We start from the raw sequence: 24,044 nt of genomic DNA, 5'->3' as shown, positions 1-24,044 counted from the left end.
CTGATATTTATATTTAATTAATCATTGTGTATACAACAACGCCCACAACTTTTCCGGCTGTCAGCTGCGAATCGCGCTGGATGTCGGCCGGCACATATATTTGTGCCTGATAGGTATTGGTCCGCATTGATGTGACCGGGTACTCTTTAGCTTGTCCAAGCGTTAGCGCAGTAGAGCTGTAACGGCTTTTTTCATAAAGACGTATCGCAAAATTTTTCGCGTATCCCTCGCCTGTCTCAACACCCAGTACCCCTGTGAGAGAAGCGAACTGTGGGTTAATCACTGTGTCAAACTGCAGCTTGACGTTTGCGGGTTCGGGGCAGGTCACAGTAATAGTGAACTCTTTTTTATCCCCTTGCTTCGAATTATCTTTAACAAAATCAGCCAGACTATAGGTTCCCAAATCGATATAATTTGTTGATGGATAAAGAGTGCACGAATAGGGTTTAACTTTAATCGCCGTGCCAAAATTAATTGATAAGATGGATAATTTATCGCTGGAATCTGCTGTCGGAATAACCGAGGCCTCTGCAACGCTTCCTACCGGAATATAACTCTCCCCAGCATTGAGCGTCCCCGTCTGAACAAACTCGACCAGCACCGTGCTATTTTTTATCGAACATCCGGCAGCACACGTCACCGCAGCCCCTGAGTTACCGGGTAACCAGGCGTCAGCGGCCTGAGTAGGCCACTTCATGCGGATACCGATACCCGGAATTTCCGTGACATAGACATTATCGATCTGCGAGGTAATGTAATTGCGCGTATAAGAGGAATGCCAGGTTGACTGCGTAGCGCTATTACACTTATAGCTAATATCCGGCACCGAAAAGGTTTTACTCCAGAGTACAGTACCTGCAGCTCCCTTCTCTGCAGGCTTAAGTGTAATATCATCTGTGATATTCAACATCGCCAACGGTGACGTTAATTCACAAAGCGCAGCATAAGCTTGATTACTACTGACCGAAAACAGTATGCCCGCCGCTAACATCAATAGCCCTGATAAAATCCGTTTCATTTTGTTAATTCTTCCTTTTCGCAATGAATATCGACAGCTTTAAAAGCGCTCTCTGATTCATCAGCATTATGTTCTTTTTCAGTCACGTCATAACTTGACCGGCACTGGAATGACTGCTTTTGTTTTTTCCATTTAATTAAAAGCGTATTTTTCCCTTTTTGCAGTGAAACCATAGCAAGACCATTCTGGCCCACCATGCCAATATTATCCCCCTCGCCATTGAGTATGGGCGCGCCAAAAGGAATAATCTCCCCCGTATTCAATACGAAATGGACAAAAGTTTGCTTATCCTTTTGCGCATCCATTTTTATGAGGACGGCTGCCCCGGCGGTAGGAACAATTGTACGGCGCGTATCATCGACTTCTACGTCAAAGCGAGTACCTTTAGGATCGGCGTACACTTCATTGTATCTGTAGGGTGACAGATAACTGATAATCCCATATCCATTATCTTTAATGATTGCATTCGAGTCCGGATACACATGCGATCCTTCAGCCCCTTTCGCTTCAACAATACCAATGGTATCAGCGAGCATTGGCACAAAGTTAACCCCGCCCTGGTGCACTACCATTCCGCCGTTGAAGTTCACGCCTGCCATGAAACTGTCTCTGGACTGGCTGTAGGTCACGCCGCCGGAAGCGCTTTCTCCCGTATAGGATAGGTTCATACCGAAGTTGGTTTCTGGCTGGTTTGACTGGCTGAAGTAACCGCCAAAACCGAACTGCGAACGCTCGCCGGCAGAGCCATTTAAGGAGGTTCGGAAATTCGCGTCGTCGCTGTTATAGCTAAAGTTAGCGCCGAGGCGCACGTTTCTGTCGTACTGGTTGCCGAGCGGCAGACTGACGTTTAGGTAAACCGTGTCTTCACGTTCGCCATCTTCGCTATGCGTGCGGCCAAAAGAGATACCCCAGGTCGTTCTGCCAAACTGGTTGTTATACCCAACGACAAAGTTGGACTTTTCATTCTGTCCTAACTCATCATTCCAGACGTTGCCAACAAATCCGCTCACATAAAAACTTCCCCAACCGGGAGGTAATGTCTGATTGATGTTGGCTTCAAGACGCTCGCGATAGCGTGATGGATAGTAATCCGTATCGCCCGTATCAAGGCTGCGTTTAAGGCTTATCGCATCGGACAAGGAGTAGTAATTTTTGCTCGAATAACGGTAGCCGACCAAACTGAAGTTGGTGCCGATATCCGGCAGGCTCTTCGCCAGGCTTATCCGCAGACTCATATCGCAAAATGTACCGCAATCCTGAGTCTCCGGCTGATCGTCGAAGTGAGTAAAAGACCGTGTTACATCAAGACCCAGCGCGCCGAGGCGGGTATTCACCGCTAAACCTGTCATTAATGAAGCGTAGTCGCCGTCGAAAGCGCTTTGCCCACCGAGATAACCCGTGAGGTTATTGAGCAGACCATATTGGATGGTCCCTTCCAGCAGTTGCGGATCCTCGGAAAGCCACGTGTCGCGGATCTCGCCGGCAGACACGGAGTAGCGTGAATAGCCTTCTCGCAACAACTGCGGGACGCTGGAATACGGTACGGAGAAATGCGTTTCATCGCCATTGGTTTCCTTGACGGTGACCTCCAGGTCGCCGTTGTAACCGGTGGCATACAGATCGCTAATCGCAAACTCGCCCGGTGGGACGACTTTTTCGAAAATCGTATTCCCTGCCTGCGTGATAGTAACCGTGGCGTTGCTGTTCGCAATCCCACGCACTACAGGCGCGTAATTACGCACGGAATCCGGTAACATCCGATCGTCCGTCGCCAGGCGCGCGCCCCGTAGCGCCGTAGTATCGAAAAAATCACCAGTGGTGTTGAGGTCGCCCAACACAATTGTCGACTTAATCGGCGCAATGGCGCGTTCGGCATAAGCCTGAATATGTTGTATACCAGACTCACTCGTATCACTGCCGGACATCATGCTGTCATAGGTTGTAAAACGCCACGCCCCTAAAGACAACGAGTTGTGCATGTTACCATAGAGGTAATTCGAGTTATCCTCCCCTGGTCGATAGCGCGCGCTGGTTGCGCTAAAGGTGTAGGAAGACATTAACGCAGGCACACCGTCATCCCATAATTCCGGACTGATATACCCTACCGGCGTATTTAACAGCATCGCCTGAGGAATGGTGACGTCAAGCTGTTCATCGTCCTGATTGTATTTCACGGTAGCGCCAGGAATTAACGCCGGCAGGATAATGCAGTCTGCGTTCTTCCAGTTCTCCGGCAGCTTTGAGGTATCAACGTCAAAGCGGATGATCATTTCGGGTTTCAGGCAGGCGTTGACCCCCTGTTCGTTTTGCGCCGCAACGAATGTGATCATCCATGCGTCAATTTTTGTACGATTGCTGTAGACCTCCAGCTTATAGTTGCCGGGTAGGATTTTGTCTTTGCCGTCGAACTGCGTGAGGTCAATTCCGCTATCATAAAACTTCATAAACCCACGAGAAAAATTTATGGCCTGGCCTTCACTCGCCGCCGATGCGGAAAATGAGGACAGTACCGCAACAGCAACCCAGGTCGTCATAAGTCGCTTGATTTGATGTTGTGTTATTTCTTTTTTAATAAAAGGGAACATGCAGCAACCATCCTGGCAACAATATCCTTAACGTTTAGAACGTATAAGTACGTTTGATATAAGCACCTAAATCGGTAATGTAGTTGTATTTAAATACGCCTTTCCCCTGTACAGCATTAACCTGCGGAAAGTGGTAAGTCAGTTGGCTGTAAGGGGCAAGTATCTGTCCTTCCACTTCACTCTCTTTACCCTCGGCGTTGAGCAGCCAGGCGTTCGTCATACTGACGTAATAAGGCGATCTATTCGTACCCGTAACGGCATAGCCTTTCGCGGTTTTTTGTAATTCCCATGTTAAATTATCCGCAGCTTCCATCGGGTTTCCTTTCAAACCTGCCGGACGGTAGAAGAATTTAATCAGCGTCCTGAATGCCATTTTTATCTGATTCTTGTTCGCATCTTCAGGTAATTCAGGTGGGATATCTAATACGTTCAACCAGAGCATGGTTTCACGATCTTTAGGGTATTTATTAATGGCCTCGTCGGTCTGGAAGATACGGAATACTTTCCCTTTTTGGCTGTTAATGCGGGCTACCGGCGGGTTAATAAAGAAGGGTAACTGCTCCTTCTCGGCACCGATGTTTTTCTCTGTGGTAGATAGCCACACTTGCGTTAATGTGGGCTGGGCCCCCACGTTGTTAATACGCACGCTTTGTTCTTTTTCTGCCGCATTAAGCACAACGCGCGTCGACATAATTTGAATCGTCGACATGGCCTGAAACGAGCAAGCCAGACTTAACACCGCCGCGATACCGACACTCAACTTCCTTATCATTCAACCTGCTCCTTCAGATGAATTTAATGGCGGATGTTCTCCGCCATTTGGCTAATACATGATTAATTTATTAGGGGATCACTGATATTTGATGGAATAAACCACTTCAGTACTGACCTCACCAGCGGTAGCCGCGCCGCCGGTAGCAACATACTGCGCCCAGTAGTCAAACTGCGCAGTATTACCGCTCACCGTTTTGGTGATCGCTGATTCGTTGGCCGTCGTCAGATTCAGAATCGCTTTATTAGCATCAAGCAAACCCACCTGCACTTTATTCGCGCCGCCGCTATCTGCAGCAACGGTGTTTTTCAGGTTACCGGTAGCATTGTCGATATTTGTACTTTGCGCGAGTTCAAAGAAGACGCTGGCAACCTTTCCGTTCGCACAGTTTGCGCCGCTGAGTTTAATAAAGAATGGTGTGTCCCCTGCACGCTCACCATCCGCCGCTAATGCCGTGATGCTGATGGGTGGCAGATGTACAGTAAAGTCCGGGGTCGTGGAGGTGCCGGTAGCATCGCCCCCCGTTATTGTACAGGTCGCATCGCTAATCGTCCCTTCAAAGGTAATTGTTCCATCTTCCGCAGCGGCAACATTCCCGGCACAAATGAGAACCGTCAGTAATGCACTTTTCGCAATATAATTCATACTATATCCATATATAAAATAATAGTGAAATGAGGATGCATTCTAGTTTTTTTTGCTTGTGTCAACTACATTTCGGTCCTAAATAAAATCCTAAAATGGACCAATATTTATTTTATGAATGGTTATTGGACTGTTTAAGTTTGAATACAGCTGATATATAAGGGATAATTACTTTTATTACTTGAATCAATATTTATTAAATAAATATATGGCACGTGCAGTGTCCAAATATGGAGTTGCTTTTTTTCAAGAAATTCATTGAGTAAAATAAATTTTTATGATGTTTTTTTGCGCGGGTAAGAGGAGAAAAAAGAGAAAAAAAATCCGGAAATGCGTGTCATTTCCGGATTCAGATTTTAGCGCGAATGAACTCGCGTTATGTTGCTATGCGGTCCATTTCAAGCAAGTACGCCATTATCGCAGCAGGTCTTTCGCTTTAGCCACCACGTTGTCCACGGTGAAGCCAAATTCTTCGAACAGTTGCTCAGCAGGCGCGGATTCGCCGAAGGTCGTCATGCCCACAATAGCGCCGTTGAGGCCTACGTATTTGAACCAGTAGTCAGCGATGCCGGCTTCAACCGCCACGCGTGCGGTAACGGCTTTTGGCAGTACCGTTTCACGATAGGCGGCATCCTGCTTGTCAAACGCGTCGGTAGACGGCATGGAGACCACACGCGCCTTCACGCCTTCTGCGGTCAGTTTGTCCCATGCGGCCACCGCCAGCTCAACTTCTGAACCGGTAGCGATGAAGATCAGCTCAGGTTGACCAGCACAGTCTTTCAGCACGTAACCACCGCGCGCGATGTTCGCCAGTTGCTCTTCGGTACGTTCCTGCTGAGCCAGATTCTGACGGGAAAGAATCAGTGCGGTCGGACCGTCCTGACGCTCAACGCCGTATTTCCACGCCACGGCGGATTCCACCTGGTCGCACGGGCGCCATGTGCTCATGTTCGGGGTCACGCGCAGGGAAGCCACCTGTTCAACCGGCTGGTGAGTCGGACCGTCTTCACCCAGACCGATGGAGTCGTGGGTGTAAACCATCACCTGACGCTGTTTCATCAGCGCAGCCATACGCACCGCGTTACGGGCGTATTCAACAAACATCAGGAAGGTGGAGGTATACGGCAGGAAACCACCGTGCAGAGAGATACCGTTAGCGATAGCGGTCATACCGAATTCACGCACGCCGTAATGGATGTAGTTACCGGCAGTGTCTTCGTTGATCGGCTTAGAACCAGACCACAGGGTCAGGTTAGAAGGCGCCAGGTCAGCGGAGCCGCCGAGGAATTCAGGCAGCAGAGGACCAAAGGCTTCGATCGCATTCTGAGACGCTTTACGGCTGGCGATTTTAGACGGATTCGCCTGCAGCTTCGCGATAAACTCGTTCGCTTTTGCGTCGAAGTCAGCCGGCATTTCACCTTTCATACGACGGGTGAATTCTGCCGCTTCCTGTGGGAAAGCCTTCGCGTAGGCAGCGAATTTCTCGTTCCAGGCCGACTCTTTTGCCTGGCCGGCTTCTTTCGCATCCCATTGAGCATAGATTTCAGACGGGATTTCAAACGGCGCGTATTTCCAGCCCAGTTGTTCGCGGGTCAGCGCGATTTCGGCATCGCCCAGCGGCGCACCGTGGGAGTCGTGGGTACCCGCTTTATTCGGAGAACCGAAACCAATGATGGTTTTGCACATCAGCAGGGACGGTTTGTCGGTGACAGCGCGCGCTTCTTCTACCGCACGTTTGATTGCGTCAGCGTCGTGACCGTCTACGCCGCGCACCACGTGCCAGCCGTAGGCTTCGAAACGCTTCGCGGTATCGTCAGTGAACCAGCCTTCAACGTGACCATCGATGGAGATCCCGTTGTCATCGTAGAACGCCACCAGTTTACCGAGTTTCAGGGTACCAGCCAGCGAGCAGACCTCGTGAGAGATGCCTTCCATCATACAGCCGTCGCCCATAAACGCGTAGGTGTAATGGTTAACAATGTCATGACCCGGGCGGTTAAACTGGGCGGCCAGCGTTTTTTCCGCAATCGCCATGCCCACTGCGTTAGCAATACCCTGTCCCAGCGGGCCGGTCGTGGTTTCAACACCAGCGGTGTAGCCCACTTCCGGGTGCCCCGGGGTTTTGGAATGCAGCTGACGGAAGTTCTGCAGTTCAGACATTGGCAGATCGTAGCCAGTGAGGTGCAGCAGGCTGTAAATCAGCATGGAGCCGTGGCCGTTAGACAGCACAAAGCGGTCACGGTCAGCCCAGGACGGGTTGCTCGGGTTGTGGTTCAGGAAATCACGCCACAGGACTTCGGCAATGTCAGCCATACCCATAGGGGCGCCCGGGTGACCGGATTTGGCTTTCTGTACTGCGTCCATGCTCAGCGCACGAATAGCATTAGCAAGCTCTTTACGTGAGGACATTTTGACTCCAGATCGGATGATGAAGGCCATGCCCGTAACGACTTGACGACAGCGCGTTTTGGGCTACGCCGGAAAAAAGTGCGAACAATGTAACCCAAGCCGCCTGCCATGTACATGGAGCATCCTTTTGCCGCTTCAGAAATCTCCGGATCGTGCTCGCATGTTGCGCAATCTGCTCGCCCGCTTGTTGTTCTTTTCTTTATACTTAGTCATAAGCGCCGGTTCATCTGCTCAGGCGCACTTTTAGAACAATCCTCATTTCATGCGGAAGAAAAAAACATGAAGATTCGCGCTTTACTGCTTGCTATGGGCATGGCGACGGTGTTGACCGGCTGCCAGAATATGGACTCCAACGGACTGCTTTCATCGGGCGCCGAAGCGTTTCAGGCCTACAGCCTGAGCGATGCGCAGGTGAAAGCGCTAAGCGACCAGGCTTGCGCAGAGATGGACGGGAAAGCCACTCTCGCGCCTGCCAGCAGCGAGTACGCGAAGCGCCTGAGTAAAATCGCCGCCGCGCTGGGCGATAACATCAACGGACAGGCGGTTAACTATAAGGTTTACATGGCGAAAGACGTGAACGCTTTTGCTATGGCGAACGGCTGTATCCGCGTCTACAGCGGCCTGATGGACATGATGACGGATAACGAAGTGGAAGCGGTTATCGGTCACGAAATGGGTCACGTGGCGCTCGGTCACGTGAAGAAAGGGATGCAAGTTGCGCTGGGCACCAATGCTGTACGCGCGGCGGCGGCATCCGCGGGCGGAATTGTCGGCAGTCTGTCCCAGTCACAGCTCGGGGATCTGGGTGAAAAACTGGTGAACTCGCAGTTCTCCCAGCGCCAGGAATCAGAAGCCGATGACTACTCTTACGACTTATTGCGCAAACGCGGCCTCAGTCCGGCGGGTCTGGCGACCAGTTTCGAGAAACTGGCGAAGCTGGAAGAAGGCCGTCAAAGCTCTATGTTTGACGATCACCCGGCATCGGCAGAACGTGCGCAGCATATTCGCGATCGCATGAAAGCGGACGGTATCAAGTAACGATTTTTAACCCCGGCAACGCCGGTTATGACACGGGCAGCGCGCTGCCCGCTTTCAAAATGGCGTGATTATTCGCCTTTCTTCGCCGCCTGGATATAAAGCATCTCTAATGCCAGCGTCGCGGCAGCCAGTGCGGTAATTTCCGACTGGTCATAAGCTGGCGCGACTTCCACCACGTCCATACCAACGATATTCAGATCCTTCAGGCCACGAACCAGCTTAATGGCGCGATCGGAAGTCAGACCGCCAATAACCGGCGTACCGGTTCCCGGAGCAAACGCCGGATCCAGACAGTCGATGTCAAACGTCAGGTAAACCGGCATGTCGCCGACGATCTGTTTCACCTGCGCGAGGATATCGTCCACACCGCGATCGTTGACCTGGCAGGCGTCCAGCACGGTAAAGCCGTTGTCTTTGTCAAACTCGGTACGAATACCGATCTGTACAGAATGATTCGGGTCGATCAAGCCTTCGTTCGGCGCGGTGTAGAACATGGTGCCATGGTCAAATTCACAGCCGTTTGCGTAGGTGTCGGTATGCGCATCAAAGTGCACCAGCGCCATTTTGCCGAAGTGCTTCGCGTGGGCGCGCAGCAGCGGCAGAGTCACGAAGTGGTCGCCACCGAAGGAGAGCATCCGCTTGCCGGCAGCCAGTAATTTCTCTGCGTGCGCCTGCAGCTTTTCGCTCATTTCACGGGCATCGCCGAACGCATACACCAGATCGCCGCAGTCCACCACGTTCAGGCGCTCGCGCATATCGAAGTTCCACGGGAAGCGGTTGTGCTCCCAGGCGAGGTTAGTCGAAACCTGACGAATCGCAGCCGGGCCATGACGCCCGCCTGCGCGCCCCGACGTCGCCATATCAAACGGAACGCCGGTGATCACCCAATCAGCGTCGCTGTCGTACGGCTGGAAGTTCATTGGAAGGCGTAAAAAACCAAACGCGTTAGATACCAGAGAGTTATCGTACTGATGACCTAAAGTGCTCATGACCAGACCTCTTTTAAAGTCGATACATTAAAAACAGATGAAAAAAAATCCCTTCCGCGTCGTTAAACCCGACGAGGAAGGGATTGATTCGTAAATCGCTTATTGGGACGAATTATCGCCGTTAATTCATACGGGTTCAAGTGAGTATAGCATCCTGCCGGTTGACGGATTCACCCTATCCGGCGCGGAATTGTCGGCCCGGACAGCGCAGCGCCGCCGGGCATCAACCGCTACTCGTCTTCCAGATACGTGTACCCGTAAAGACCGGCTTCAAACTCTTCAAGGAACTGCTGCTGCAGCGCATCGTCCAGTCCGGTCTGTTTCACCTGATCGCGGAAGTGGGTCAGCAGCGTTTTCGGATCTAATTGCACATATTGCAACATGTCCGCCACGGTATCCCCTTCGTCTGACAGCTCAACCTCGACGCTGCCATCAGGGAAGACAAACACGTCAACCGCTTCGGTGTCGCCAAACAGGTTATGCATGTTGCCAAGGATCTCCTGATACGCGCCGACCATAAAGAAGCCAAGCATTGGCGGGTTATCCGGATCGTATTCCGGCATCGGCATCGTGGTAGCGATACCGTCACCGTCGATATAGTGATCGATAGCGCCGTCAGAATCGCAGGTGATGTCCAGCAGTACCGCGCGGCGCTCCGGCACCTGATCCAGTCCTTCCAGCGGCAATACCGGGAACAACTGATCGATCCCCCACGCATCCGGCATCGACTGGAACAGGGAAAAGTTGACGTACATTTTGTCCGCCATCCGCTCCTGCAGTTCGTCGATGATCGGGCGATGCGCGCGGTTGCTCGGGTCGAGCTGTTTCTGCACTTCATGACACATGTTCAGATACAGCTGCTCGGCCCAGGCGCGTTCCTGAAGGCTAAAGGTTCCGGACGAATAACCCACATGAATATCGTGCAGGTCCATCTGGCTATCATGCAGCCATTCACGCAGCGAACGGCGGGTGCCTGGTTCATGCATTTCCTGCCAGGTTTCCCACATGCTTTGCAGCGCGCGCGGCGCGTCGTCCGCAGGCGGCGTTGCTTCCGTGTATTCGTTACGCTCTACGCCGATGATATTGGAAACCAGCACCGTATGGTGCGCGGTAACGGCGCGACCTGACTCGGTGATCACCGTCGGGTGCGGCAGGCCGTGCTCGTCGCAGGCATCGCCAATCGCCCAAATAATGTTGTTAGCGTATTCATTAAGGCCGTAGTTTACCGAGCAGTCAGACTGCGAGCGGGTGCCTTCATAGTCCACACCAAGACCACCACCAACGTCGAAACACTGGATGTTCACGCCCAGTTTGTGCAGCTCTACGTAGAAACGCGCCGACTCACGCACACCAGTGGCGATATCGCGAATGTTGGCCATTTGCGAACCGAGATGGAAGTGCAGCAGTTGAATACTGTCGAGACGCCCGCGTTCGCGCAGAATCTCCACCAGTTGCAGCACCTGCGCCGCCGCCAGGCCGAATTTCGACTTTTCGCCGCCGGAAGACTGCCATTTACCCGAGCCTTGCGAGGCCAGACGGGCGCGCACGCCGAGGCGCGGCACGACGTTCAGACGCTCGGCCTCTTCCAGCACGATAGCGATTTCCGTCATCTTCTCGATAACCAGATAGACCTTATGGCCCATCTTTTCGCCAATCAGCGCCAGACGGATGTATTCACGGTCTTTATAACCGTTACACACGATCACGCTACGGGTCATGCCCGCGTGCGCCAGTACCGCCATCAGCTCAGCTTTTGACCCCGCCTCCAGCCCCAGCGGTTCGCCAGAGTGGATCAAGGATTCAATGACGCGACGGTGCTGGTTTACTTTGATCGGGTAAACGAGGAAATAGTCGCCGTTATAGCCATACGATTCCCGCGCGCGTTTAAACGCGGCGTTAATGGAACGCAGACGGTGTTGCAGGATCTGCGGAAAGCAGAAGAGTGCAGGCAGGCGCTGCCCCTGCGCTTCGCGAGCCTTCACCAGTTTGGCGAGGTCGACGCGCGCTTGCGGAACGTCAGGATCCGGGCACACGCTGATGTGGCCCAGCTCGTTGACGTCATAGTAATTATTGCCCCACCAGGCAATATTGTAAGTACGCAGCATCTTGCTGGCTTCCTGGGAGCTCATTGCAACCTCCTGCATGGAGCGTAGTACACCCTGTTCGCCCGCTGACGAAGGCGAACCCATAGACATATCGTCAGACATAGCGAACCTCAACTCTTTGTATTAAGTGTAAAACAGTTGACTACTATCGCAGCGTAACACTGCGATAACAACCCATAAACGGCGCTAAGTTTCAGCACATTGTGCTGAAAGCGAGGCCGTGCGACCGGTTTCTTATTCATATCATTGTAAAACACGTAACCGAACTTAAGTATGACAAGGTTCGGCGAAACCACGAGAAACCTCCTGAGATTCAGGAGTGCCCTTGTTCAGAAATCACAAAGCGATCAACCGGCCCTGGAGTCCTGAGAAGCGCCGAGATGGGTATAACATCGGCAGGTATGCAAAACAGAGATGCAGAATGCGGGGGACATGCGCACACCAGAACGGTGCGTCAGATTCAGCAGTAAACAACGGTTCATTATTTCGTATCACCTCCACGGCCGCCCCGCAGGACAAGCCAAAAGCCAAAGCATTCGTTTTAACCCGGCTGGAAGTGGCGACACGATGAATCCATCGAGCGCTTTTTTGTGTGAGCCGCGCGCCGCGATTTATACCGATAAGCGATTTAAAAAGCAAAACATAAATGCGCAGATTGCCATCAGTGTTTGTAAAAATTTCCACACTCGTTTACAACGCAGTGAGAGATGATTCAAAAAAAACTGGAAATCGGGTGAAGAAGTAACCTAAAATAGCCGTCCAGATGTTAATCCATCCATACTGATTAACACTCAGACTGCCAGTGTCACTAACCTGCAAGCCCTGGTGGAATCTTCTACCCTGGCTTTTCCGCACAGCAGTTTGAGCTAACCAAATTCTCCTTAGGTGAAACAAAAAATGGCTAAACACCTTTTTACGTCCGAGTCCGTATCAGAAGGGCATCCTGACAAAATCGCTGACCAAATCTCTGATGCCGTGCTGGATGCGATCCTGGAACAGGATCCGAAAGCGCGCGTCGCCTGTGAAACCTACGTCAAAACCGGTATGGTTTTAGTGGGTGGTGAAATCACCACCAGCGCATGGGTCGATATCGAAGAGATCACCCGTAACACCGTGCGCGAAATTGGCTATGTGCATTCCGACATGGGCTTTGACGCCAACTCTTGTGCGGTTCTGAGCGCCATTGGCAAACAGTCGCCAGACATCAACCAGGGTGTAGACCGTGCCGATCCGCTGGAGCAAGGCGCGGGCGACCAGGGCCTGATGTTCGGCTATGCCACCAACGAAACCGACGTGCTGATGCCTGCGCCGGTCACCTACGCGCACCGTCTGGTACAACGTCAGGCTGAAGTCCGTAAAAACGGCACCCTGCCGTGGCTGCGTCCGGATGCGAAAAGCCAGGTCACCTTCCAGTACGATGACGGTAAAATTGTCGGCATCGACGCGGTCGTGCTGTCCACCCAGCATGCTGAAGATATCGAGCAGAAAACGCTGCAGGAAGCGGTGATGGAAGAGATCATCAAGCCGATTCTGCCAACCGAATGGCTGTCTTCCGCCACCAAATTCTTCATCAACCCGACCGGTCGTTTCGTTATCGGCGGCCCGATGGGCGACTGTGGTCTGACTGGCCGTAAAATCATCGTCGATACTTACGGCGGTATGGCGCGTCACGGCGGCGGCGCATTCTCCGGTAAAGATCCATCAAAAGTTGACCGTTCCGCAGCCTACGCGGCGCGTTACGTGGCGAAAAACATCGTTGCAGCGGGTCTGGCTGACCGTTGTGAAATCCAGGTGTCTTATGCCATCGGGGTGGCTGAACCGACTTCCATCATGGTGGAAACCTTCGGTACGGAAAAAGTGTCGACTGAACAGTTAACCCTGCTGGTGCGTGAATTCTTTGATCTTCGCCCTTACGGCCTGATTCAGATGCTGGATCTGCTGCACCCGATCTACAAAGAAACCGCTGCGTATGGTCACTTTGGCCGCGAGCATTTCCCGTGGGAAAAAACCGACAAAGCGCAGGTACTGCGCGACGCTGCTGGTCTGAAATAATCCCTTCTCTGCGTATCCGGCCCGCATCCTACAACGCAGGCCGGATACGCGTTGCCCTTCCGGCAAAACCTCCCTGCGTCATCTACACTTTACACGGCCTCATAACGTATTCATGAAAGCGATTACATTCGCTTTTCTCCCCCTCTGACCGCCATTTCCCTTCGCCATGATCCCGCTCGCAGAGTTGTTACATTGTTTTTCAGCTTTGTCTTAAATTCAGACAAACGCTCCCGTACTAAGGTTAGTAAAAGGTTTTAATTTCAGTAAGTTAAAACATTAATGGGATAAATGATAGTGTAACCGATTACACCAACGTGATAACAATCACATATTTTTACGGTGCACTGACCTACCCTTACCATCATCAAAACTGATAACCCAATCGGAGGGCATAATGCCTGACAATAAAAAACAGGGGCGTTCAAATAAGGCGATGACATTTTTTGTCTGCTTCCTTGCAGCCCTGGCAGGATTACTTTTTGGCCTGGATATCGGCGTTATTGCCGGCGCGTTACCGTTTATTACTGACGAGTTCCAGATTTCCGCCCACACCCAGGAGTGGGTTGTCAGCTCCATGATGTTCGGTGCGGCAGTGGGCGCCGTCGGCAGCGGCTGGCTCTCCTTCAAGCTCGGGCGTAAGAAAAGCCTGATGATTGGCGCGATCCTGTTTGTTGCTGGTTCGCTGTTTTCCGCCGCTGCGCCTAACGTCGAGGTGCTGATTCTTTCCCGCGTGCTGCTGGGGCTGGCCGTCGGCGTCGCCTCTTACACCGCCCCGCTGTATCTGTCTGAGATTGCGCCGGAGAAAATTCGCGGCAGTATGATTTCCATGTATCAGTTGATGATCACCATTGGTATTCTCGGCGCCTATCTCTCAGATACCGCCTTTAGCTACAGCGGCGCATGGCGCTGGATGCTGGGCATTATCATCATTCCGGCTATCCTGCTGCTGATCGGCGTTTTCTTCCTCCCCGACAGCCCGCGCTGGTTTGCCGCGAAACGCCGCTTCCACGACGCGGAACGGGTGCTGCTGCGCCTGCGTGACACCAGCGCCGAAGCGAAGCGCGAGCTGGACGAAATCCGTGAAAGTTTGCAGGTAAAACAAAGCGGCTGGGCGCTGTTTAAAGAGAACAGCAACTTCCGCCGCGCGGTATTCCTCGGCGTGCTGTTACAGGTGATGCAGCAGTTCACCGGGATGAACGTCATCATGTATTACGCGCCGAAAATCTTCGAACTGGCGGGTTACACGAACACCACCGAACAGATGTGGGGTACCGTTATTGTCGGTCTGACTAACGTACTGGCCACCTTTATCGCTATCGGCCTGGTTGACCGCTGGGGCCGTAAGCCGACGTTGACGCTGGGCTTCCTGGTCATGGCGGCAGGGATGGGAATTATGGGGACGATGATGCACGTTGGCATCCACTCGCCGGCAGCCCAGTACTTCGCCATCGCCATGCTGTTGATGTTTATCATCGGGTTCGCCATGAGCGCCGGTCCGCTGATCTGGGTCCTGTGTTCTGAAATTCAGCCGCTGAAAGGTCGCGATTTCGGTATCACCTGCTCTACCGCCACCAACTGGATCGCCAACATGATCGTCGGGGCAACATTCCTGACCATGCTCAACAACCTGGGCAGCGCTAACACCTTCTGGGTGTACGCCGCGCTGAACGTGCTGTTCATTCTGCTCACGCTGTGGCTGGTGCCGGAAACCAAACATGTGTCGCTGGAACACATCGAGCGTAACCTGATGAAAGGCCGCAAGCTGCGCGAAATCGGCGCGCACGACTAATCTTCCCTGCGCGTCCTCTCGTCTGAGAGGACGCCCGTTTCTCTTAACCCTTAGCTTCCCCGATAGGTCGAGTAACCGTATTGACTCAGCAGTAAGGGAACGTGGTAGTGTTCGCTGGTATTGCTGATATGAAATTCAACGGGAACTTCAGGGAAAAAACTCGCCTGCTGTTTGCTGTCGAAGTACGGTTTGGTTTTAAACGTTACGCGATAATCCCCTGGTTTTGCCGCCTGTTCAGGCCATAGCGCCTTAATTCTGCCGTCCCGATCGGTGCGGCCGCTGTTTAACTGCTGCCAGCCGTCCTGACGTTTTTGCTCAAGGATAACCTCAACATTCGCCGCAGGCTTGCCGGTTTGCTGATCGAGAATATGTACGCTCAGCAGGTTAGTGGCTGCCGCCATCGCCATGGCGGGTACAGCCATTGCGCTGAGTAACGCTACGGTCAAAATAGTTTTTTTCATGTGTCGCTCCGTATGGGGTGAGTGAGACAAATGTAGATGAACCGCCCGCTGCTAACCTGACATTCGCATTACATTTTCGTCATCTTTGGTGTTATTTTTAGCCGTGACCCGCCGCGTGTGACATAGTGAATTCCATGAAGATTTTGCTGATTGAAGATAACCAGAAAACCCGCGACTGGGTAAGCCAGGGGCTGACGGAAGCAGGCTATGTCGTCGACCAGGCCAGCGATGGCAAAATGGGACTCCGTCTCGCGCTGCATGAACCTTATAGCCTGATCGTTCTGGATATCATGCTGCCAGAACTGGACGGCTGGCAGGTGTTGAAAGCGATCAGAACCGCACAGCAAACGCCGGTCATTTGTCTGACCGCTCGCGACGCCATTGAGGACCGGGTAAAAGGGCTGGAGTCCGGCGCCAATGATTATCTGGTGAAGCCTTTTTCCTTCGCCGAACTGCTGGCGCGGGTGCGCGCGCTGTTGAGAAATCACAGTCGCGGCCAGACCCGAATAAAAATCAGCGGGCTGGAAATGGACTCCGTCAGGCAAAGCGTTTCCCGCGAAGGAAAGGCCATTGTCTTAACCCGGAAAGAGTTTCTGCTGCTCTGGCTGCTGGCGTCCAGAGCCGGAGAAATCATCCCCAGAGCGGTCATCGCCAGCGAGGTATGGGGAATCAATTTCGACAGTGAGACCAACACGGTAGACGTCGCCATCCGCCGCCTGCGGGCAAAAATCGACGATCCGTTTGAGGTGAAGCTGATCGGCACTGTCAGAGGGATGGGTTACCGCCTGTGCGCCGGAGAAAACAATGAAGCGTGAACTCTCCATGACGTTGCGCCTGACGTTGTTATTTGTGCTGGTGCTGACTCTCGCCTGCGCAGGCGTCAGCTGGACGCTGTATCGCGCGCTGAGTAAAGAGCTGACCTGGCGTGATGACATCACTCTGATTAACCGCGCGGAGCAAATCCGACAACTGCTTGTTGACGGCGCGAAAGCGGAAAATCTTCCCCTTTATTTCAACCGGATGATGGACACCCGCCAGGACATTCTGCTTATCCACTCCCCCACGTCGGAAAATATTGCCGTTAATCATACCGGGGTCAATCCAGCGGTTCTGGATGCCCTTCCGGCGCAGCAAAAACCGACGCTGGCGTCCCTCGCCAAAAGGGATATTGCCGGTACGCAACTTTCAGCGGTACGCATCATCGCGAGTAGCGACGCCCGCCCTGTCACCATTACCGTCGCAAGACTGGCATCGGAACGCCAGGACATGCTTGAGCAGTACCGGAATAACAGCCTGGCGATCGGCATTCTCGCCATCCTGGTGTGCTCAGCGCTCACCCCCTTTCTGGTCAGGCGAGGGCTAAAAGCGATAACATCGCTCAGTCAGCAGACGGCTAATATCGACAGTCGCGGGCTGAGCCAGCCGCTGGACGAAAATGCGCTCCCCGTCGAGTTGAAGCCGTTGGGCAGCGCGCTGAACGTGATGCGCCAGAAGCTCTGTGATGACTTTACGCGCCTGAATCAGTTTGCTGACGATCTGGCGCACGAGCTGCGTACCCCGGTCAATATTCTGTTGGGCCATAACCAGGTGGCGTTAAGCAAAGCGCGCACGGCAGAACAATATCAACACACGCTGGCGAGCAATATTGAGGAGCTTGAGGGACTGTCGCGTCTAACGGAAAACATCCTTTTCCTCGCCAGGGCGGAGCATCATACTATTTTGCTCGCCAAAGAAGCGGTGGCTTACTCCGCGATCATCAACAACCTTGTCGAGTTTCTTGAGTACGAAGCCGAAGAAAAGAACATCCGCTTTTTCGTATCAGGCGATGCAACGATTCAGGCGGACCGGACGTTGCTGCAAAGGGTATTAATGAACCTGCTCAGTAATGCGATCCGCTATTCGCCAGCACAGGCCACCGTGGAGATTGAGGCCAGTGGCAACCCTGACCAAACGGTTATCGAGATCCGTAATCCAGGCACCGCCGCCCTGAACGCCGATAAGCTGTTTCATCGCTTCTGGCGAGGAGACAATGCCCGTCAGTCTGCGGGTTATGGGCTGGGATTATCGCTGGTTAAAGCCATTATGACTCTGCATTCCGCCACAGTGAGCTACCGCTTTCGCGACGGAAAACATATTTTCGCCCTGCACTTTCCTGCCTGACAGGTAAGCGCTGGTTGCAGTCGCCTTTTTTAGCCATTATTCTCTGCCGTTATGAAAACAGCCCGTCTCCCCATCGCCGTCCAGCAGGCCGTTATGCGCAGCCTGCGGGAAAATCTCGCCAGGGCAAACCTGAAACTGGCGCGCAGCTATCCTGAACCTAAGCTGATTTATCAGCAGCGTGGCACCTCCGCCGGCACCGCCTGGCTGGAAAGCTACGAAATTCGCCTGAACCCGGTCTTGCTGATGGAGAACACCGACGCATTTATCAGCGAAGTGGTTCCCCACGAGCTGGCGCATTTGCTGGTCTGGAAGCACTTTGGCCGCGTGGCGCCGCACGGTAAAGAGTGGAAATGGATGATGGAAAGCGTACTTGGCGTGCCTGCACGGCGCACCCATGAGTTTGCGCTCCAGTCAGTGCGCCGCAATACCTATCCTTATCGCTGTCAGTGTCAGGAACATCAATTGACCGTCCGCCGCCATAATCGTGTGGTACGCGGTGAGGCCACCTACCGCTGCGTTCACTGCGGCGAACCCTTAGTGCCACTGAAATAATAAGAACTATCAGGAACTTTCCTGATCTGACTGATTGCATCCCAAATCATCTTTCGCTACGTTGCGGGCTCGTTTTGACACGGAGTGTGTGATGTACCGTCATTTGAGTGTTACCGCTGCGCTGCTGGCAACGGTATTTTCAGGCCCGGCCCTTGCTGCCGGAATCAACAGCTTTTCACAAGCCAAAGCCGCTGGCGTCAAGATCTACGCCGACGTACCTGGCGACTTCTACTGCGGATGTAAAATCAACTGGCAGGGGAAAAAAGGGGTCGTTGATCTCGCATCCTGCGGCTATAAAGTGCGTAAAAATGAAAACCGCGCCAGCCGAATTGAATGGGAACACGTGGTTCCTGCATGGCAGTTTGGCCACCAGCGTCAGTGCTGGCAGGACGGTGGGCGTAAAAACTGCGCCAAAGACCCGGTCTATCGCAAAATGGAAAGCGACATGCATAACCTGCAGCCCGCCGTTGGCGAGGTCAACGGCGATCGCGGCAACTTTATGTACAGCCAATGGAACGGCGGCGATGGTCAATACGGGCAGTGTGCAATGAAGGTCGACTTTAAAGCGAAGGCCGCCGAGCCGCCCGCCCGCGCTCGCGGCGCCATCGCCCGGACGTACTTTTACATGCGCGACCAGTACGATCTGACCCTATCCCGCCAGCAAACCCAACTTTTCAACGCGTGGAATAAGATGTACCCGGTCAGCGACTGGGAGTGCGAGCGCGACGAACGTATCGCGAAGGTGCAAGGCAACCACAACCCGTATGTGCAACGCGCTTGCCAGGCGCAAAAGAGCTAACCTACACTAGCGGGATTCATATTAAACCTCCCCGCGCCAACGGGCGTGGGGCAAGACGCGGACTGTTAACCATGCGTATTCCCCGCATTTATCACCCTGAACCCATTACCGCTAACACGCAGTTTTCATTGTGCGAAGATGCCGCGAATCATATCGGGCGCGTTCTGCGGATGGGGCCGGGTCAGGCGCTGCAGCTGTTTGACGGCAGCAATCAGGTTTTTGACGCCGAAATTACCCATGCCAGTAAAAAGAGCGTGGAGGTAAAGGTTCTGCGCGGAGAAACAGACGATCGCGAATCGCCGTTACATATTCACCTTGGACAGGTGATGTCGCGCGGTGAAAAAATGGAATTCACCATCCAGAAATCGATCGAGCTTGGTGTAAGCCTCATTACGCCACTTTTTTCTGAGCGCTGCGGCGTTAAACTGGATAATGAACGTCTGAACAAGAAGCTGCAGCAGTGGCAGAAAATCGCCATCGCCGCCTGCGAACAGTGTGGCCGCAACCGGGTGCCGGAAATCCGCCCGGCGATGGATCTGGAAGCCTGGTGCGCGGAACAGGAAGAAGGGTTAAAACTGAACCTTCATCCCCGCGCCAGCAACAGTATTAATACGCTGCCGCTGCCGGTTGAGCGCGTTCGTCTGCTGATTGGCCCGGAAGGCGGGCTGTCGGCAGATGAAATCGCCATGACCGCACGCTACCAGTTTACTGATATTCTGTTAGGACCTCGCGTTCTGCGTACTGAGACAACTGCGCTCACCGCCATCACCGCGCTGCAGGTGCGTTTTGGCGATCTGGGCTAACGGAGAAGAATAATGATCAAGCTCGGCATCGTGATGGACCCCATCGCAAGCATCAACATCAAGAAAGACTCCAGCTTCGCTATGCTGCTGGAAGCGCAACGTCGTGGTTACGAACTTCATTATATGGAGATGGCCGATCTTTATTTGATCAATGGTGAAGCCCGCGCGCATACGCGCACGCTGAGCGTCGAGCAGAACTACGACAAATGGTATGATTTTACCGGCGAGCAGGATCTGGCGCTGGCGGATCTCGACGTGATTCTGATGCGTAAAGATCCGCCGTTTGATACCGAATTTATTTACGCCACCTACATTCTGGAGCGCGCCGAAGAGAAAGGTACGCTGATCGTGAACAAACCGCAGAGTCTGCGCGACTGTAATGAAAAACTGTTCACCGCCTGGTTCTCTGACCTGACGCCGGAAACGCTGGTCACCCGCAACAAAGCACAGTTGAAAGCCTTCTGGCAGAAACACAGCGACATTATTCTTAAGCCGCTGGACGGCATGGGCGGCGCGTCCATTTTCCGGGTGAAAGAGGGAGATCCGAACCTCGGGGTGATTGCCGAGACCCTGACCGAGCATGGCACCCGTTACTGCATGGCGCAGAACTATCTGCCGGCGATTGTCGATGGCGATAAGCGCGTGCTGGTGGTGGATGGCGAGCCGGTGCCGTACTGCCTGGCGCGTATCCCGCAGGGCGGCGAAACCCGTGGCAACCTCGCCGCGGGCGGTCGTGGCGAACCGCGTCCATTAACCGACAGCGACTGGGAAATCGCGCGCCGCATTGGGCCAACGCTGAAAGCTAAAGGGCTGATTTTTGTCGGTCTGGACATCATTGGCGATCGCCTGACCGAGATTAACGTCACCAGCCCGACCTGTATTCGCGAGATTGAAGCGGAGTTCCCCGTCTCCATTACCGGCATGCTGATGGACGCCATCGAAGCGCGCCTTGCCAGGTAAAATCTGACGCCGGACGCGACGCCTGGGCGTCGTGTCCGGCTGACATTTTGCGTCCCTGTTCGCCAGATAAAGCGAAGCCCCATCCGGCAACGCGTTTCTGAGAGTGACAATTTAACGCTTTCCACACATACTGACCCCTGTTGATTTTTTAAACTAGGACACAGAACCTCTGACAATGAATTTACAGCATCACTTTCTTATTGCCATGCCTGCTCTCCAGGATCCGATTTTCCGCCGCTCTGTGGTCTATATTTGCGAACATAATGAAGATGGCGCAATGGGGATTATTGTTAACAAACCGCTGGAAAACTTGCAGATTGAAGGAATTCTGGAAAAGCTGAAAATCACCCCGGAACCGCGCGATCCGGCTATTCGCCTGGATAAAGCGGTGATGCTCGGCGGCCCGCTGGCGGAAGATCGCGGGTTTATCCTGCACACCCCTCCGTCGCGTTTTTCATCAAGCATTCGCATTTCCGATAACACGGTCATTACCACTTCCCGTGACGTACTGGAAACCTTAGGCACCCACGAACAACCCTCTGAAGTGCTGGTCGCGCTGGGCTACGCGTCGTGGGATAAAGGCCAACTGGAGCAAGAGTTGCTGGATAACGCCTGGCTGACCGCACCCGCCGATCTCAATATTCTGTTCAAAACGCCTATAGCCGACCGCTGGCGCGACGCTGCCAGACTGATTGGCATCGACATTCAGACCATGCCCGGCGTGGCGGGGCATGCCTGATGAGCGGAACGTTACTGGCCTTTGATTTTGGCACCAAAAGTATCGGCGTGGCGATTGGTCAACGCGTCACCGGCACCGCCCGCCCGCTTCCGGCGATAAAAGCGCAGGACGGCACGCCGGACTGGCTACTCGTCGAACGCCTGCTCAAAGAGTGGCAGCCGGATGAAATCATCGTTGGCTTGCCGCTAAACATGGACGGCACCGAGCAACCGCTCACTGCCCGCGCGCGCAAATTTGCTAACCGCATCCATGGTCGATTTGGCGTGACGGTAACGCTGCATGACGAACGCCTGAGCACCGTTGAAGCACGGTCTGGCCTGTTTGAGCAAGGCGGCTATCGCGCGCTCAACAAAGGTAAGATTGACTCCGCTTCTGCAGTCATCATTCTCGAAAGCTATTTCGAGCAGGGTTATTGAGGCGCCCTCCGCGTTGACACGCCGCTTAGCTGGCTACACTCGCCCCTGCGCCTGACGCTGCTGCCAACTCTGGGCAAAAGTCATCATTCCTGCCTGCTGTCCGGTCTGAATGACATGGGGTAGTTGGTGCGTTTTGCCCTCACGAATTAAATTTCCCGTCGCTGGGGTGTTGATCAGCAATTCAAACAGCGCAACGCGCCCTTCCTGCTTATCGGGCTCCAGCTTTTGCGACAAAACGGCGCGCAGACTGCCCGCCAGTTGGCTGCGCACCGGCTCTTTTTCCTGCGCCGGAAAGGTATCCAGCAGCCGCTCGACGGCCTGCGCCGCGCCGCGGGTATGTAGCGTCGCCAATACCAGATGCCCGGTTTCCGCCGCCGTCAGCGCCAGGCGGATGGTCTCGCTGTCCCGCAGTTCCCCGAGCAGAATAACGTCTGGGTCTTCCCGCAGCGCCGCGCGTAATCCCGCGGCAAACGATGAGCAATGCATACCGATCTCACGCTGTTGAATCAGGCAGCGTTGGCTGGCGTAAATGTACTCAATGGGATCTTCCAGCGTCAGAATATGTCCGTCGGTATGGCGGTTGAGCCAGTCCACCATTGCCGCCAGGGTGGTGGATTTACCGCTGCCCGTCGCTCCGGTCACCAGTATCAGTCCGTTCTCGCTGGCAAGCAGTTCAGGCAGTGCCGCAGGCGTCGCCAGCGCTTCCAGGGTGGCGCAACGGGAGGGCAACAAGCGCAGCGCCAGCGATATCCCCCGCTGTTGACGAAAGGCGCTGGCCCGCAAGCGTTGGTTACCCGTAAGCGTGACGGCGAAATCAAGCTGCCCTTCCTGCTGAAACACCGCCAGCTGTCGCGCATCAAGCCATTGCGCCAACAGGCTGTCCATATCCGGTATAGGGAATGGCGCCGCCTCAAGCCGTCCTCGCTTGCGCCATCGCGCCGGCCACGCATTGCTTAGGTGTAGATCCGAGACATTATGCTTTACACTAAGGGCCACAATTTCTTCCATATTCATAGATGCATCCTCGGAAAATGAACGATATCGCGCATAACCTGGCACAGGTCCGGGACAAAATCTCAGCCGCCGCATCGCGTTGCGGTCGCGCTTCAGAAGAAGTTACGTTGCTTGCAGTCAGTAAAACCAAACCTGCGAGCGCCATCGAAGAAGCCATCGCTGCCGGACAGCGTGCATTTGGCGAAAATTACGTGCAGGAAGGAGTGGAGAAAATCCGCCATTTTCAGGCGCAAGGCGTTGAAGGCCTGCAATGGCACTTTATCGGCCCGCTACAGTCCAATAAAAGCCGTCTGGTGGCAGAGCATTTTGACTGGTGCCATACCATTGACCGTCTGCGCATCGCCGCGCGTCTGAGCGAGCAACGTCCGGCTGAACTTCCTCCACTTAACGTGCTGATTCAAATCAATATTAGTGATGAGAACAGCAAGTCCGGGATTTCACTGGAGGCCCTGGATGCGCTTGCTGCGGAGGTCGCTGAATTACCCCATCTTCGCCTGCGTGGTCTGATGGCGATTCCGGCGCCAGAGTCAGATTATGTAAGGCAGTTTGAAGTCGCACGCCAAATGGCTGTAGCATTTGCCGGGCTGCAAGCGCGCTATCCTGACGTCGACACGCTGTCACTGGGCATGTCGGACGATATGGATGCCGCTATCGCCGCCGGTAGTACGATGGTCCGTATCGGCACCGCCATCTTTGGCGCCCGGGATTACACAAAAAATTAAGGAAAACTGAGGAACG

General features: G+C 53.7%; 23 protein-coding genes. 12 read left to right on the top strand and 11 right to left on the bottom strand.

Going from position 1 to position 24,044, the window contains the following annotated elements; translation table 11 throughout:
* Positions 1 to 13: 13 nt before the first annotated feature.
* The 5 genes from OGY07_RS15880 to tkt form a co-directional block, all read right to left on the bottom strand.
* Entirely contained in the window at positions 14 to 1,018 is a 1,005-nt protein-coding gene (locus tag OGY07_RS15880; RefSeq protein WP_060570787.1) for a fimbrial protein, read from the bottom strand.
* Positions 1,015 to 3,603: a fimbria/pilus outer membrane usher protein gene (locus OGY07_RS15875; protein ID WP_286601621.1), complete on the bottom strand. Its 2,589-nt coding sequence runs from the start codon at positions 3,601 to 3,603 to the stop codon at positions 1,015 to 1,017. The genes OGY07_RS15880 and OGY07_RS15875 overlap by 4 nt, the downstream gene beginning before the upstream one ends.
* Before the next feature lie 34 nt (positions 3,604 to 3,637).
* On the bottom strand, positions 3,638 to 4,375 hold the full coding sequence (locus tag OGY07_RS15870) for a fimbrial biogenesis chaperone (protein ID WP_286601620.1): 738 nt from the start codon (positions 4,373 to 4,375) through the stop codon (positions 3,638 to 3,640).
* A gap of 78 nt (positions 4,376 to 4,453) precedes the next feature.
* Positions 4,454 to 5,020 (bottom strand): fimbrial protein, encoded by a 567-nt coding sequence (locus tag OGY07_RS15865; protein WP_042290365.1) that lies wholly within the window; start codon positions 5,018 to 5,020, stop codon positions 4,454 to 4,456.
* A gap of 414 nt (positions 5,021 to 5,434) precedes the next feature.
* Positions 5,435 to 7,429 (bottom strand): transketolase, encoded by a 1,995-nt coding sequence (tkt, locus tag OGY07_RS15860; protein ID WP_286601617.1) that lies wholly within the window; start codon positions 7,427 to 7,429, stop codon positions 5,435 to 5,437.
* A gap of 279 nt (positions 7,430 to 7,708) precedes the next feature.
* Between tkt and loiP the strand changes: the two genes are divergently transcribed.
* Entirely contained in the window at positions 7,709 to 8,467 is a 759-nt protein-coding gene (gene loiP, locus OGY07_RS15855) for a metalloprotease LoiP (RefSeq protein ID WP_042290370.1), read from the top strand.
* 68 nt (positions 8,468 to 8,535) lie between these two features.
* On the opposite strand, the gene speB is transcribed toward loiP, so the two are convergent.
* From speB to yqgG, 4 genes are all read right to left on the bottom strand, one after another.
* A complete protein-coding gene (gene speB, locus OGY07_RS15850; protein WP_042290372.1) occupies positions 8,536 to 9,456 on the bottom strand; it encodes an agmatinase in 921 nt (306 codons plus the stop codon).
* Positions 9,457 to 9,686: 230 nt separating this feature from the next.
* Positions 9,687 to 11,663, bottom strand: coding sequence for a biosynthetic arginine decarboxylase (gene speA, locus OGY07_RS15845; protein WP_042290374.1), 1,977 nt, complete (start codon positions 11,661 to 11,663; stop codon positions 9,687 to 9,689).
* An 8-nt stretch (positions 11,664 to 11,671) separates the two neighbouring features.
* A complete protein-coding gene (gene yqgB, locus OGY07_RS15840) occupies positions 11,672 to 11,803 on the bottom strand; it encodes an acid stress response protein YqgB (RefSeq protein WP_181823288.1) in 132 nt (43 codons plus the stop codon).
* A 105-nt stretch (positions 11,804 to 11,908) separates the two neighbouring features.
* Positions 11,909 to 12,043: a small protein YqgG gene (gene yqgG / locus OGY07_RS15835; RefSeq protein WP_269468262.1), complete on the bottom strand. Its 135-nt coding sequence runs from the start codon at positions 12,041 to 12,043 to the stop codon at positions 11,909 to 11,911.
* A 415-nt stretch (positions 12,044 to 12,458) separates the two neighbouring features.
* Between yqgG and metK the strand changes: the two genes are divergently transcribed.
* Together metK and galP are read left to right on the top strand one after the other, a co-directional pair.
* Positions 12,459 to 13,613: a methionine adenosyltransferase gene (gene metK, locus OGY07_RS15830; RefSeq protein ID WP_286601613.1), complete on the top strand. Its 1,155-nt coding sequence runs from the start codon at positions 12,459 to 12,461 to the stop codon at positions 13,611 to 13,613.
* Positions 13,614 to 13,986: 373 nt separating this feature from the next.
* Positions 13,987 to 15,402 (top strand): galactose/proton symporter, encoded by a 1,416-nt coding sequence (galP, locus tag OGY07_RS15825; RefSeq protein ID WP_256380057.1) that lies wholly within the window; start codon positions 13,987 to 13,989, stop codon positions 15,400 to 15,402.
* 50 nt (positions 15,403 to 15,452) lie between these two features.
* Here the strand turns inward: galP and hiuH are convergent, their stop codons facing one another.
* Positions 15,453 to 15,863: a hydroxyisourate hydrolase gene (gene hiuH, locus OGY07_RS15820; RefSeq protein ID WP_060570790.1), complete on the bottom strand. Its 411-nt coding sequence runs from the start codon at positions 15,861 to 15,863 to the stop codon at positions 15,453 to 15,455.
* Positions 15,864 to 15,997: 134 nt separating this feature from the next.
* Between hiuH and hprR the strand changes: the two genes are divergently transcribed.
* The 8 genes from hprR to ruvX all read left to right on the top strand — a co-directional run bounded on the left by hprR (position 15,998) and on the right by ruvX (position 22,292).
* Positions 15,998 to 16,678: a response regulator transcription factor HprR gene (gene hprR / locus OGY07_RS15815; protein ID WP_042290384.1), complete on the top strand. Its 681-nt coding sequence runs from the start codon at positions 15,998 to 16,000 to the stop codon at positions 16,676 to 16,678.
* Positions 16,668 to 18,023 (top strand): heavy metal sensor histidine kinase, encoded by a 1,356-nt coding sequence (locus tag OGY07_RS15810; RefSeq protein WP_286601609.1) that lies wholly within the window; start codon positions 16,668 to 16,670, stop codon positions 18,021 to 18,023. The genes hprR and OGY07_RS15810 overlap by 11 nt, the downstream gene beginning before the upstream one ends.
* Positions 18,024 to 18,074: 51 nt before the next feature.
* Positions 18,075 to 18,575, top strand: coding sequence for a SprT family zinc-dependent metalloprotease (locus tag OGY07_RS15805; protein WP_269535479.1), 501 nt, complete (start codon positions 18,075 to 18,077; stop codon positions 18,573 to 18,575).
* A gap of 91 nt (positions 18,576 to 18,666) precedes the next feature.
* On the top strand, positions 18,667 to 19,374 hold the full coding sequence (gene endA, locus OGY07_RS15800; protein WP_042290392.1) for a deoxyribonuclease I: 708 nt from the start codon (positions 18,667 to 18,669) through the stop codon (positions 19,372 to 19,374).
* Between the two features lie 71 nt (positions 19,375 to 19,445).
* Positions 19,446 to 20,177: a 16S rRNA (uracil(1498)-N(3))-methyltransferase gene (gene rsmE / locus OGY07_RS15795; RefSeq protein ID WP_060570792.1), complete on the top strand. Its 732-nt coding sequence runs from the start codon at positions 19,446 to 19,448 to the stop codon at positions 20,175 to 20,177.
* Positions 20,178 to 20,189: 12 nt separating this feature from the next.
* The gene (gshB, locus tag OGY07_RS15790; protein WP_042290397.1) at positions 20,190 to 21,137 is read left to right on the top strand and encodes a glutathione synthase; all 948 of its coding nucleotides are present in this window, start codon (positions 20,190 to 20,192) and stop codon (positions 21,135 to 21,137) included.
* A gap of 175 nt (positions 21,138 to 21,312) precedes the next feature.
* Positions 21,313 to 21,876 (top strand): YqgE/AlgH family protein, encoded by a 564-nt coding sequence (locus tag OGY07_RS15785; RefSeq protein ID WP_286601605.1) that lies wholly within the window; start codon positions 21,313 to 21,315, stop codon positions 21,874 to 21,876.
* Entirely contained in the window at positions 21,876 to 22,292 is a 417-nt protein-coding gene (ruvX, locus tag OGY07_RS15780) for a Holliday junction resolvase RuvX (RefSeq protein ID WP_042290401.1), read from the top strand. The genes OGY07_RS15785 and ruvX overlap by 1 nt, the downstream gene beginning before the upstream one ends.
* A 33-nt stretch (positions 22,293 to 22,325) precedes the next feature.
* Here ruvX and OGY07_RS15775 read toward each other — a convergent pair whose 3' ends face one another.
* A complete protein-coding gene (locus tag OGY07_RS15775; protein WP_060570793.1) occupies positions 22,326 to 23,306 on the bottom strand; it encodes a type IV pilus twitching motility protein PilT in 981 nt (326 codons plus the stop codon).
* A 17-nt stretch (positions 23,307 to 23,323) separates the two neighbouring features.
* Between OGY07_RS15775 and OGY07_RS15770 the strand changes: the two genes are divergently transcribed.
* On the top strand, positions 23,324 to 24,028 hold the full coding sequence (locus OGY07_RS15770; RefSeq protein WP_060570948.1) for a YggS family pyridoxal phosphate-dependent enzyme: 705 nt from the start codon (positions 23,324 to 23,326) through the stop codon (positions 24,026 to 24,028).
* The last annotated feature ends 16 nt before the right edge of the window (positions 24,029 to 24,044 follow it).

This window comes from Citrobacter sp. Cs237 (assembly GCF_030332325.1).
Taxonomy (GTDB): Bacteria; Pseudomonadota; Gammaproteobacteria; order Enterobacterales; family Enterobacteriaceae; genus Citrobacter_A; species Citrobacter_A sedlakii.
The sequence above is the reverse complement of the archived record's forward strand: the minus strand, read 5'-3'. Positions and strand labels throughout refer to the sequence as shown.

What these genes read in the sequence shown, in the direction of transcription:
- hiuH (WP_060570790.1), bottom strand. Translation starts at nt 15,863, where the DNA reads ATGAAAAAAACTATTTTGACCGTAGCGTTACTCAGCGCAATGGCTGTA.
- OGY07_RS15805 (WP_269535479.1), top strand. Translation starts at nt 18,075, where the DNA reads ATGAAAACAGCCCGTCTCCCCATCGCCGTCCAGCAGGCCGTTATGCGC.
- metK (WP_286601613.1), top strand. Translation starts at nt 12,459, where the DNA reads ATGGCTAAACACCTTTTTACGTCCGAGTCCGTATCAGAAGGGCATCCT.
- hprR (WP_042290384.1), top strand. Translation starts at nt 15,998, where the DNA reads ATGAAGATTTTGCTGATTGAAGATAACCAGAAAACCCGCGACTGGGTA.
- tkt (WP_286601617.1), bottom strand. Translation starts at nt 7,429, where the DNA reads ATGTCCTCACGTAAAGAGCTTGCTAATGCTATTCGTGCGCTGAGCATG.
- OGY07_RS15875 (WP_286601621.1), bottom strand. Translation starts at nt 3,603, where the DNA reads ATGTTCCCTTTTATTAAAAAAGAAATAACACAACATCAAATCAAGCGA.
- speB (WP_042290372.1), bottom strand. Translation starts at nt 9,456, where the DNA reads ATGAGCACTTTAGGTCATCAGTACGATAACTCTCTGGTATCTAACGCG.
- yqgG (WP_269468262.1), bottom strand. Translation starts at nt 12,043, where the DNA reads ATGAACCGTTGTTTACTGCTGAATCTGACGCACCGTTCTGGTGTGCGC.
- yqgB (WP_181823288.1), bottom strand. Translation starts at nt 11,803, where the DNA reads ATGAATAAGAAACCGGTCGCACGGCCTCGCTTTCAGCACAATGTGCTG.
- OGY07_RS15870 (WP_286601620.1), bottom strand. Translation starts at nt 4,375, where the DNA reads ATGATAAGGAAGTTGAGTGTCGGTATCGCGGCGGTGTTAAGTCTGGCT.
- loiP (WP_042290370.1), top strand. Translation starts at nt 7,709, where the DNA reads ATGAAGATTCGCGCTTTACTGCTTGCTATGGGCATGGCGACGGTGTTG.
- OGY07_RS15810 (WP_286601609.1), top strand. Translation starts at nt 16,668, where the DNA reads ATGAAGCGTGAACTCTCCATGACGTTGCGCCTGACGTTGTTATTTGTG.
- speA (WP_042290374.1), bottom strand. Translation starts at nt 11,663, where the DNA reads ATGTCTGACGATATGTCTATGGGTTCGCCTTCGTCAGCGGGCGAACAG.
- OGY07_RS15880 (WP_060570787.1), bottom strand. Translation starts at nt 1,018, where the DNA reads ATGAAACGGATTTTATCAGGGCTATTGATGTTAGCGGCGGGCATACTG.
- OGY07_RS15770 (WP_060570948.1), top strand. Translation starts at nt 23,324, where the DNA reads ATGAACGATATCGCGCATAACCTGGCACAGGTCCGGGACAAAATCTCA.
- rsmE (WP_060570792.1), top strand. Translation starts at nt 19,446, where the DNA reads ATGCGTATTCCCCGCATTTATCACCCTGAACCCATTACCGCTAACACG.
- endA (WP_042290392.1), top strand. Translation starts at nt 18,667, where the DNA reads ATGTACCGTCATTTGAGTGTTACCGCTGCGCTGCTGGCAACGGTATTT.
- gshB (WP_042290397.1), top strand. Translation starts at nt 20,190, where the DNA reads ATGATCAAGCTCGGCATCGTGATGGACCCCATCGCAAGCATCAACATC.
- OGY07_RS15785 (WP_286601605.1), top strand. Translation starts at nt 21,313, where the DNA reads ATGAATTTACAGCATCACTTTCTTATTGCCATGCCTGCTCTCCAGGAT.
- OGY07_RS15775 (WP_060570793.1), bottom strand. Translation starts at nt 23,306, where the DNA reads ATGAATATGGAAGAAATTGTGGCCCTTAGTGTAAAGCATAATGTCTCG.
- ruvX (WP_042290401.1), top strand. Translation starts at nt 21,876, where the DNA reads ATGAGCGGAACGTTACTGGCCTTTGATTTTGGCACCAAAAGTATCGGC.
- OGY07_RS15865 (WP_042290365.1), bottom strand. Translation starts at nt 5,020, where the DNA reads ATGAATTATATTGCGAAAAGTGCATTACTGACGGTTCTCATTTGTGCC.